General features: G+C 55.3%; 10 protein-coding genes and 4 pseudogenes. 7 read left to right on the top strand and 7 right to left on the bottom strand.

All coding sequences use genetic code 11. From position 1 onward, the window contains the following. Positions 1-242 precede the first annotated feature (242 nt). The 3 genes and pseudogenes from CPY51_RS34175 to CPY51_RS32610 all read left to right on the top strand — a co-directional run. Positions 243-515 (top strand): annotated as a pseudogene (locus tag CPY51_RS34175) (DUF1835 domain-containing protein); the annotation flags it as partial. A 203-nt stretch (positions 516-718) separates the two neighbouring features. Beyond that, a pseudogene (locus tag CPY51_RS33665) lies at positions 719-1,021 on the top strand (DUF3658 domain-containing protein); the annotation flags it as partial. A gap of 225 nt (positions 1,022-1,246) precedes the next feature. Continuing rightward, positions 1,247-1,417 carry a hypothetical protein gene (locus tag CPY51_RS32610; protein ID WP_154677748.1) on the top strand — a complete coding sequence of 57 codons (171 nt, stop codon included), beginning with the start codon at positions 1,247-1,249 and terminating at the stop codon, positions 1,415-1,417. A gap of 367 nt (positions 1,418-1,784) precedes the next feature. Here the strand turns inward: CPY51_RS32610 and CPY51_RS30705 are convergent, their stop codons facing one another. Both CPY51_RS30705 and CPY51_RS30700 read right to left on the bottom strand, forming a co-directional pair. Beyond that, positions 1,785-2,384: an NUDIX hydrolase gene (locus CPY51_RS30705; protein WP_111164149.1), complete on the bottom strand. Its 600-nt coding sequence runs from the start codon at positions 2,382-2,384 to the stop codon at positions 1,785-1,787. Positions 2,385-2,542: 158 nt separating this feature from the next. Further along, positions 2,543-3,175, bottom strand: a complete 633-nt coding sequence (locus CPY51_RS30700) for a CatB-related O-acetyltransferase (RefSeq protein WP_111164148.1) — start codon at positions 3,173-3,175, stop codon at positions 2,543-2,545. A 262-nt stretch (positions 3,176-3,437) separates the two neighbouring features. Here CPY51_RS30700 and CPY51_RS30695 point away from each other — a divergent pair, with 262 nt between their 5' ends. Beyond that, entirely contained in the window at positions 3,438-3,974 is a 537-nt protein-coding gene (locus tag CPY51_RS30695; protein WP_146260215.1) for a hypothetical protein, read from the top strand. A 317-nt stretch (positions 3,975-4,291) separates the two neighbouring features. Continuing rightward, positions 4,292-4,822 carry a hypothetical protein gene (locus tag CPY51_RS30690; protein ID WP_111164146.1) on the top strand — a complete coding sequence of 177 codons (531 nt, stop codon included), beginning with the start codon at positions 4,292-4,294 and terminating at the stop codon, positions 4,820-4,822. A 286-nt stretch (positions 4,823-5,108) separates the two neighbouring features. Here CPY51_RS30690 and CPY51_RS30685 read toward each other — a convergent pair whose 3' ends face one another. From CPY51_RS30685 to CPY51_RS30675, 3 genes are all read right to left on the bottom strand, one after another. Further along, positions 5,109-5,309, bottom strand: coding sequence for a hypothetical protein (locus tag CPY51_RS30685; protein WP_111164145.1), 201 nt, complete (start codon positions 5,307-5,309; stop codon positions 5,109-5,111). Positions 5,310-5,497: 188 nt separating this feature from the next. Next, positions 5,498-5,848: a KTSC domain-containing protein gene (locus CPY51_RS34170; protein WP_206607274.1), complete on the bottom strand. Its 351-nt coding sequence runs from the start codon at positions 5,846-5,848 to the stop codon at positions 5,498-5,500. Between the two features lie 84 nt (positions 5,849-5,932). Continuing rightward, the gene (locus CPY51_RS30675) at positions 5,933-6,205 is read right to left on the bottom strand and encodes a hypothetical protein (RefSeq protein ID WP_244598845.1); all 273 of its coding nucleotides are present in this window, start codon (positions 6,203-6,205) and stop codon (positions 5,933-5,935) included. Between the two features lie 361 nt (positions 6,206-6,566). Here CPY51_RS30675 and CPY51_RS30670 point away from each other — a divergent pair, with 361 nt between their 5' ends. Both CPY51_RS30670 and CPY51_RS30665 read left to right on the top strand, forming a co-directional pair. After that, positions 6,567-7,622, top strand: a complete 1,056-nt coding sequence (locus CPY51_RS30670; protein WP_111164143.1) for a type III polyketide synthase — start codon at positions 6,567-6,569, stop codon at positions 7,620-7,622. After that, entirely contained in the window at positions 7,619-8,125 is a 507-nt protein-coding gene (locus tag CPY51_RS30665) for an isoprenylcysteine carboxyl methyltransferase family protein (protein WP_111164142.1), read from the top strand. The genes CPY51_RS30670 and CPY51_RS30665 overlap by 4 nt, the downstream gene beginning before the upstream one ends. A 571-nt stretch (positions 8,126-8,696) precedes the next feature. Here CPY51_RS30665 and CPY51_RS33660 read toward each other — a convergent pair. Both CPY51_RS33660 and CPY51_RS30650 read right to left on the bottom strand, forming a co-directional pair. Further along, a pseudogene (locus CPY51_RS33660) lies at positions 8,697-9,125 on the bottom strand (ATP-binding cassette domain-containing protein); the annotation flags it as partial. A gap of 67 nt (positions 9,126-9,192) precedes the next feature. Further along, positions 9,193-9,398, bottom strand: a pseudogene (locus tag CPY51_RS30650) (winged helix DNA-binding protein); the annotation flags it as partial.

Genomic DNA, 9,398 nt, shown 5'->3' with positions numbered 1-9,398 from the left:
AGAAATCATAGAAGAGCTGCATCGGAACCGTCTGGCATCCCATCATCGCTCAACCCTCCGCAAATCAATGCGACGATTGAATCACGACAGGCAAGCCTCAGCAATGCCGAGTTTTTCAACAGTATCGACGCAAAGGAGAAGCTGGATAGCGGCACCCGTTGGGCCCAATGCAGTCTCAGACACGCATTGACGATGTGCTCCGCCGCTCATAGGTTGTAATTCTCACAATCGGCGTCGTTTCAATGAAGACAACCCATATCGTGCCCGGCGACTCGGCCGCTGGATCATTGCACCAGGCCCTTCGCATCGCAGGGCGTGATGACGGGTCGCTCGTGTTCGGCGATGATCTCAGTTGCGGCCCAATCGCGTCTGGAGACCCCATTGAGCGAGCGGACTGGTGGAAGGAAGAGTACGGCTGGCCGGGGATGGAGGAAAACATTCGGTCATTCTGGACCAAGGTAGACGCATCAGAAGGAAAGTTGGTCCTCTGGTTTGGCCGCCACTCCGCGAGAGAGCTGGCATTTCGACACGCTTGGGCATGGCGAGTTGTCCAACGACCGTATCATGTCGTTGACGTCACCGGACTGCGTATTCCAGTCAAATGGGGAAACGGCGCTGATGGTGTAATTGAGTCAGCTCAGGCAGTTTCGATTATACCGTCAACTGGACTAACAACTCTTTTTGACAGCGAAAGAGAAACGTCGAGCGACGAGGAAGCGAGCTATCGCGTCAATGGCTTAAGCTCATGGCTGAAGACGCTCCCTTCCGTATCATCACGCCCACCGGTCTTGTCTCCGCACCAAAAGATTGTTTCGATCACCTGCTCCTGGCGCAATCAGCCACCGACTGGCGAAAGGTGGCTTATGTCGTTGGCAATGCGCTCGGTTTGAACAGCGAACCATATATGCAAATGAGCGATCTCACGTTGATAGATCGGGTAGCAGTGCTGGTTGAGCAAGGGAAACTTATTGCCGATGGTGATCCCTATAAGGTTAGGGAGTGCCGCGTGCGGTTGGTATAGCAATGGTCGTCGAAGACAGAAATCTCGACGCGTTCTCCAACCATCGTGACTATCGCCGACATTCCACCCATGCCAGCGCATTTTGATGTCCGTCGCCATGTCCTGCACTAGCCGGTCGACGGTGGGAGAATGACTATCCCGCTTCGAGCCAACATTGAGCAAAGCGAAGGACCGAGAAGTACGATCACTGTAGCGAAGATCAAAGTCGCAAACACGAAGTAAAGCTTGTCAACCCAAGGCTGGTTGATGATCTTGAGCGTTCGAGAGATTGAGTTCACGGATGCGCCGTTTGTGGGCGTGGGTGATGAACCAGAAAACCAGATTGATGCCATGAAACCAACGAAGCTCAAGATCAACAACAATCTCGCCTCATTCACGTCGGTCGCCGAAATATAGTCGTCAAGGCCCTTGTCTTGGAATGGGTAAATGTAGCCGTGTTCCGGTCGCGCAACGTGTGGCCGTCTGTCGTGAAAGAAGGACGAGAGAAAGCAGAAGATTGCAAACGCCGCGAGCGCTAACGCAAAACCTCCCTGCCAGCACAATTTTCTAATATTCGGACCCATAATCGCCCTGAAGTTAGTTCCCCGCCATGGCAGCCCGGCTCGTCGCGCATCAGTATTGAATGTGCCGAATGATCTATAGGCCCGCTGTGTCTACTTTTAGTCGTATCAAGGTGACAGGCAATCGCTACCGTTTGAGTTGCTTAACGGGCTGAGAATGGCCGCAATGGCGGCGCGATCCGGACCAGGTCGCCTGTCGCCCATCATTTGTCGCTTGCACGCTGTGGCGCGATCACCGGGGCTTCCGAAACGTGAATTCGACCAGAGACGAGGAGAGCCATAAGAAGAGACGAGGTGTGCAGAGCCTGCCCTAGCAAGCCGGAGCGAAGTTTATCGACAAGCTCGGAAAGCGGTACTTTATGCACAGTCAAGCCCTCTTCTCCAGCCTCCAGTTGCTGCGTCCCAACCGGCGAAGCGTTGATAGCAAGGCAGGTGTGAAGCCGATTTGTATGTGACGCGGGGTTTGGGTAGAGCGTGGTGATAAACTCAATTCGTTCAGCGCGATAGCCGGTCTCCTCTTCCAACTCGCGGCGGGCGGCATCTATCGGGTCCACGTCGGAGGGTTCCAAGGCCCCGCCGGGAAGTTCCCAGAAGACCTGTCCGGCAGCGTGTCTATACTGGCGAATAAGCAGGACGTGCTCGTCCGGCGTGATTGCCACGACATTGACCCAGTCTGGATAGGACAGAACGTAGTAGGGACTGATTTCTCTCCCCGCAGGTGTCAGGCAACTCTCGGCGCGAAGATCGATCCAGCGATCCTTGACTACTGTGTCTGCCGAAAGGGTTGTCCATCTGTCGCTCATATCCGTCCCCCGATACTATCAGTCCTCGGGACGATAAGGCATTCAACCGCTGGTGCAATGCCCACAGCTGGTGCGTTTGAGACCGACGCCTGGGTCGTGTCAGCCAAACCGGACCCTGCAGTTCCGATGCCCAACCGGAATGCCGGATTGTCTCGCGCTCAAGCCATCTTCAGGGCAGCGAGGTCGCCGCTGTCGAGGGCGGCTAAATTGGCTTCGATTTTGTCTATCGGCCAGTCCCACCAGGCAATATCGAGAAGTTCGTCGATGATCTCGACGGGATAGCGCATCCGAATGACGGTCGCCGGGTTTCCTCCGACAACCGCATACGGCGGAACGTCGCGAGCAACGACCGAAGCGGCAGCGACGATAGCACCTGCTCCGATCTGCACCCCTGGCATGATCGCGGCGTTGTGGCCGATCCAGACATCGTCGCCGACGATGGTATCCTTCACGGGCAGGTCTTTGTAGCCGAAGGTCTCCGGCTTGAAGATGCGGAATGGATAGGTGGTGAAGCCGGTCATCGGATGATTGGCTGAACTTGTAATAAAATAGCTTCCCCGAGCGATCTGGACGAATTTGCCGATGATCAGACGCTCGCCGACGCTGTGTCCCAGATAGGGTGCGAGTATCTGGGCAGTGTCCTCCGGTCTTCCAGAATGAGTGTAGTAGCTGAACTCGCCAATTTCCATGCGCGGATGGTCGACAACGTTCTTCAGATAGACCGTGTCGCGATAAAGCGTTCCGTCCGGTAAAGTGATCGGGTGCGTTGCATTCGCGTCGAGAAGAGGCATCGAAAATACCGTTCCGAGGGCCAGCGGAGTGAGACGTCCGACGCTAGTCTCCAAAACCGAGAGAATCCATCGCGCTACCCAAACGCTTTCATGAATAATTTGAATGGCTATGCGCTCAGCGCTTTTAGGGTAGCATCCGCTATGACGGCTATGACCGCATCCGGCGCGAAGGAGAAGCTGGCTAGCGGCACCTGTTGGCCCAATGCAATCATTCATCAGTCTATTGGTAAAATTCCATCAGTTGCATTTATGGAATGTTTGATTGCTGCATCTACTGTCGATGCAGGTGGGGTCTCTAAGGTGCATGATGACAATTTGGAGAGGGATATTCACCGGGCTTGGATGTGTGGTTGCCTTGGCCGGGTGCTCGCCAGAGACCGAAAGTCCTGATGTCCAAAAGTTCGAAAACAGCGAGCTTCACGCATTGGGGGCTTCCTGCGCTGGGCCCTATTTCAGCGTTGAGGGAGGCAACTTTATTCTGGTTGAACAGGGAGAAAAGAGAATTGTCCAAGAAGACGTGAAGCTTGACGACCTTGGATCGCATCGGCTCGCGATGACTGCATCTTATGGTAACGGTAGCCTCGTTTCGACGTACACGCTCGAATTTAATAACACGGTCGCAAAATTGGACAACGTCGCGATGCTTCCCGAAGTCACTCCGGAACAACTGGATAAGGCCAAGCTTCCGAGGGACTATATGGCAAAGTATTTTCGCGAGGTTAAGGAGAAGATGCCAACACTGGTGCTTTGTCCGCGATCAGCAACTTCGACGCCTGCTCCTAGCACAGGGGTTGGCTGAGTGATCTTCATTTCCGTTCTCATCGGCATTGGGTGCGGTATGGCTTTAGTGGTTGGGGTGTTTCTGTTCGCCTTCAATAAGAAGACGCAAAGCAAATCGCTTCCTAAGCCAGTCGATAACCACGACGTGTTTGCAAAAGACCCCAGTTTCTATAGTTCCTACGACCAACATGACAGATGAATGGATGACTGTTGTTGGCGCGATCCGGAAGCTGACCGGCGGCAACGATTGGCCCGAAGCGGTCATCTGAAGGCCATCAATTACGTGAAGGTACAGCCAGGAATGCTGTCGATAACCTGGCTTTAAGCGGAGCGTGAATGAGTTGTTTTAGGATTTTCGGCATCGGAATTGTACTCCTGATTTCTTGGACGACGGTTGCGAGCGCCTGCTCAAGGAGGCATAAACTGGACTATGCTGACGTAAAGGATGCAGAGGCTATCGTCGTCGGACACATTGAAGACTACCAATTGGTTGCGGATCAGGCAGCACAGGATGGCTACAGGGCAACGCTCGACCAATCCTCTACGTTGCCGCCTACTTTTGACGAAAACATACCGGTAGCCGCTCACTTCGATATTGTCGTTGATGAGGTGTTGCGCGGAAGTGTTGGTCGACGGCTCCAAATCTCATGGAGCGGCGGCAATTATCAATTGCCGCCGACACTTGCTCCCGGCCCATACTTCATCGCACTCACAGACACAAGCTACCCGTTTTCCAACATGCCAGGCTTCAATATGGCAAAGACCGGAAAGCTGACCGTACTACAGCCGTTATGCACCCGAGCATTCCTTTTTCCAGCGGATAGCAAAGATGCTGAAAGTACGACGAGGGCGCTCCGCGAGCGTTGAATGAAGCGCAGCTACGAAGCGTCCGCTCTTGGCGCATCTGAGACCCACGCCAGCGCGGCAACTTGGGAGAAGGAGAGTTCAAACCTTCGGCACAAACTGCGTCTCGTACACGCAAATTAATCCACCCCAATGCAGAATATATGCTCACCAGAAATGATGGACTTTGACGGGAATGACGATCTTTTTTACTGAAGTTGGAGAGATTCTGCCGTTGTCGAACTCGCCTTTGGCCTGTTGGGCGGCCCGGAGATGTGCGCCTTAGTTCGCGTTTAGCGGCAGTATCGATTCAGAGCCTGCGAGCCTCTAGACGCCGCTTATCGCGCTCGACATATTCAGAGCCCAGCGCTGTCAGACGAAATTGTCGTTTCTGAAATTCCCCGCGGATCAAGATGAAACCTTGCTCTTCGGCTTCGCTCAATGTCTTCAGGCTGGTGCCTTTGGGGGGAAACTGCCAATCCACGCCATCGGCGCTGTGCAGCAATACCATGATTTTGATAATTTTGATTCTCCAGATGCTAACGCCGTGTTGCGTCGCGCCACCAATCGGCTTGGGTCCGCTTTGTTCAGTATTTACTAAAAAACCGCGCCTTGGGTGCTGTCTGCCGCGTGGCGATAGGTTCAGCACCGTGAGCAAATGCTCAAAGCGAACTCCCAAGATAACCGAGCTAGAAGCTCTCAGTAGCTCGGCACCGGGTGCGTGCGGCAATCAAATGGCCCATCCTCACCGTTAGACTTGATGCTCTTGTTGTAGAATGACCCCATCGACTTGGCAGAAAGGAACGCGCCCACAACACCTTGGCCAATCTCGCAGTAATGGTAATCGGTCGCTTGCAACCTGACGATCATGTACCGCTTTGCCTCGTCGTAGCATACCCTCGTAATGAAACTGCTTCGAGTAATATCTGTGCAAGTAAACGAGGTGGAGGGTACGCATTCGCCATACTTAGGGCAAAGCTCCTCCGCACTCGCGACACTAGCGAAAAGCAATGGAACGACGATCAAGAACGTTCTTACTGTGATGCTCACTCTAAGTTCCCCCGACTTCGGCAAGATGCCAACCTTCTAGCTCATTCCCGACGGACTACCCGCATTACTCACGCTGGTTGAGCGTCACCATCTGTTGGCATCACGCTTCCACTCCTGCACCGCATGCATCATCGCCTGATCGGCATTGCATCCAAATTTGTCCGCGTAGTATTTGATGAGAGACTGCCGCCGGGCCTCGTCCATAATGGAAAAGACCGAACGGAATCGACGCTCGTTCTCCGACGTTGCAGACGACACGACACGAGGTCGATGAAACCATTCGATGAGCGGGCCGAGCAGGCAGAACGCCAGAAAGCCCCCGCCAACGCCAATCACTGCTGCCATCACGTATTGCATTTGGACCCCCATCCGGCAACCGGGGAGAGTATCATTCAAGCCGAGTGGCACGGCAAGCAAGAGCAAGGAAGAGGCTTACTGCGGGCTTAACGGCGCACCCGGAGCGAACGCCTTAAGGTTCCCTAAGCAGCTGAAGTTACAAGAACTTTCGATAACCATTGGGCGAATGTGTTGGATATAGTCCAATAGTCGGAGAGGGAAAGATGGGAAGGCTCGGTGAGCACTTCCGCCGGAAAACTCTTAATTACACCACCTTGTCTTATTTCGACGAAACCTTTGGTCTCATTGCTTCGTTGATAGGCACAGATGCCTTCTTTGACAGGGCCGACGCCTGATTCTCCACACATACAAAGGAAATTGCATGCCTCAAGCATCAGTTAAGCTCGTCTCCATCGGGACGGCTGTGCCTCCAGTCGTCATCGACCAGCGCGACGCCGCCAAGGCATCGCATCAGGCATTCGGTTCGCGTTTTGGAGATTTCGGACGCTTGGCAAAAGTCTTTGAAAGCTCGGGGATTCGACGGCGATATGGCGTGCGTCCGATTGACTGGTATCTTGAGACGTCAGGGTGGCCTGACCGCAACGCTGCCTATATTCAGGGTGCCTGCGACCTGTTCGTTGATGCGGCAACCGAGGCGCTATCGGCTGCCGGTCTGGGGGGGTGGGACGTGGATACGATCGTGACCGTTTCGTCGACGGGAATTGCAACGCCAAGCCTCGATGCGCGTGCCTCAAAGAGAATGGGGTTCCGGGACGACATTGAACGCGTTCCCGTGTTCGGCCTCGGGTGCGCCGGTGGCGTATCGGGATTGTCCATAGCCGCGCGATTGGCGGCCTCCCGTCCTGGACAGGTGGTTTTATTGGTGGCGGTGGAGACCTGCACCTTGGCCTTCCGGATGGACCAACTGACCAAAGCAAACATCGTTGCGACTGCTCTCTTCGGGGACGGGGCCGCCGCATGTGTGTTGAAAGTCGCCGACGCAGGCATCGCCCAGGTCGAAATGAGCGGACAGCACTCGTGGCCAGACACCCTTGATATCATGGGATGGAGCGTGGACAAAGAAGGCCTCGGCGTCATATTCGATCGCGCGATCCCGCCTTTCGCGGAAGCGAACGTCCTATCAGCAATCTCCGGGATATTGGCCCGAAACCACCTCGCAATGGGCGACGTCGACCGCTTTGCCTGCCATCCCGGTGGGGCAAGGGTGGTCGATGCACTCGAGATGGCGCTGTCCCTCGGTCAAGGGATGCTGAACCACGAACGGGAAATTCTAGCTGAATACGGCAATATGTCGGCTCCAACCGCCTTGTTCGTGCTGAAACGGCTGGTCGAGGACGGTTTGCCGAGGCGGACCTTGCTCACTGCAATGGGACCCGGATTTACCCTTAGTTGCGTTTCCCTAACGAGAGCGGCATGACCGGAGCAATCATTCTATTGGCTGCCGTAACTCTGGAGCGTCTGGGGGAGCTTTGGCTTGCTAAACGAAACACGACAGCTCTTCTTGCAAATGGAGCGGTCGAGATCGCGCCGGCACACTATCCTCTGATCGTCGCGCTACATGCCATCTGGCTGTGCGGCTTGTGGATTCTTGGATGGGACGTGGTTCTAGAACCGGTTTGGGTCATTACTTTTCTTGTGTTGCAAGTATTTCGCATTTGGATTCTGACAACGCTGGGTCGACGATGGACCACGCGCATCATCGTCGTTCGAGACGAAACTCTCGTGCGGTGCGGACCCTACAGATTGTTTAAGCACCCGAACTACATGGTAGTGGTGGGGGAAATCAGCGTTCTGCCTCTTTGCTTCAATTTGCCGTTATACGCCTTGATATTCTCAATCGCCAATGCAGTCGTCTTAACGATCCGCGTCCTTGCGGAGAACGTGGCGCTGAGCGGCAAAGTGCTAAACCCTAAAGGCTGACAGGTTGGGATACGCCGTGCCACCGTTGGCGGGGGCCGACCGGCAGCCAAAGTCCGCCGATAGGGCTCGGTGATGAAAACCTCGCTCAGCCTTTCTCAAGGCAACGGCCGGCAGCCATGGCGTTTGAGCGAGCAGATCCCTTGTCGATCTTGCCAGCCTCGGCAAGACCGCGCGTTTTTTCCGTGACCAAGGCTCGCAGATCAGAGCCAGGTTTATACAATTGCGAAACCACATCGTAGATAACGCGGCTATCGCCTCGAAGGTCAGACCCACACTTTTCCGCCGCCTTTTGATCGGCAAGTGCTGGCACGGCGGCGAGGAGCGCGATGGACATAAAGCTGAAAAACTTCATTCGAACTACTTTCTTTCAATGGATCAATAGGGGTTTGCCGAGTGATCAGTGAGACTAAAAGCGGCGCATTCCTGCGTATTGGTTTGATTTCAACAGACTCGGTCTTTGCTCGCTTCTGCATTCGAAGTTGGAATATCGCGCTTCGACCTCGCGCCTACCGGTCTGATAATCGAGTTCGCTGGTGGCCGCGGACATGTCTGCCTTGATGGCGTCAGCGTTGGGGGAGGGCGTGCCCGTCATGCTGCCAAGGCATGGGACGGCGGCGAGCAGTGTTTTGGTAGGCTTGCTGCGGATTGCCGAATAGCGCGCGGAACCGGCGCTTCCTCCAGTTTTTCGCCGCGGCGCATGACGATAACGTCGTCCACCATCTCCGCGACCACGCCCATATCGTGGGTGATGAAGATCACGGCCATGCCGAGTTCGCCTGCAGTTCGCGGATCGTGTTGAGGATCGGCGCCTGTATTGTGACATCAAGTGCCGTCGTCGGCTCGTTGGCGATCAGCAGTTTCGGCCGGCAGGAAAGCGCCATGGCGATCACTGCGCGCCGGCGCATGCCGCCGGAAAGGTGGTGCAGATAGCGCTCATCATCGCCGCTGCGTCGGCAATGCGTACCTTATCCAGCATTTCGCGGGCGAGGCGGTCGGCGGCCCTGGAGCGAAAATCGACCGACCGTGAGCGGACGGCGAAGCCGGGGTCGGCTTCTCCAAGGGTGCGCTCATAGGGTTGCCGCCGACCTCGCCGCCTGTTCGTAATAACCGGACAGCGCTCTCAGGTGCGAGGCGATGTCGGAGAGATCGCCCTGGGAGAGACCCGAGACCTTCGTTGCCTCCACCAGAAGGCGCTCGCGGATTTCGGAGTAGCGCTTTAGCGCCTCAAGACCCCTGTCGGTGGTCTGGATCATCTTTTCCTTGCCCGACTTGC

The sequence above is a fragment of the Arminella tubonensis genome (genome assembly GCF_003240585.1).
GTDB classification, from domain to species: domain Bacteria; phylum Pseudomonadota; class Alphaproteobacteria; order Rhizobiales; family Rhizobiaceae; genus Rhizobium; species Rhizobium tubonense.
Note: the sequence above shows the minus strand (reverse complement) of the source record. Positions and strands in the feature narration are given on the sequence as shown.

Bases quoted from the DNA above. Each gene is read 5' to 3' on its own strand.
- CPY51_RS30690 (WP_111164146.1), top strand. From the start codon at position 4,292: ATGAGTTGTTTTAGGATTTTCGGCATCGGAATTGTACTCCTGATTTCT.
- CPY51_RS30675 (WP_244598845.1), bottom strand. From the start codon at position 6,205: ATGCAATACGTGATGGCAGCAGTGATTGGCGTTGGCGGGGGCTTTCTG.
- CPY51_RS30670 (WP_111164143.1), top strand. From the start codon at position 6,567: ATGCCTCAAGCATCAGTTAAGCTCGTCTCCATCGGGACGGCTGTGCCT.
- CPY51_RS30705 (WP_111164149.1), bottom strand. From the start codon at position 2,384: ATGAGCGACAGATGGACAACCCTTTCGGCAGACACAGTAGTCAAGGAT.
- CPY51_RS30685 (WP_111164145.1), bottom strand. From the start codon at position 5,309: ATGGTATTGCTGCACAGCGCCGATGGCGTGGATTGGCAGTTTCCCCCC.
- CPY51_RS30665 (WP_111164142.1), top strand. From the start codon at position 7,619: ATGACCGGAGCAATCATTCTATTGGCTGCCGTAACTCTGGAGCGTCTG.
- CPY51_RS30700 (WP_111164148.1), bottom strand. From the start codon at position 3,175: ATGCCTCTTCTCGACGCGAATGCAACGCACCCGATCACTTTACCGGAC.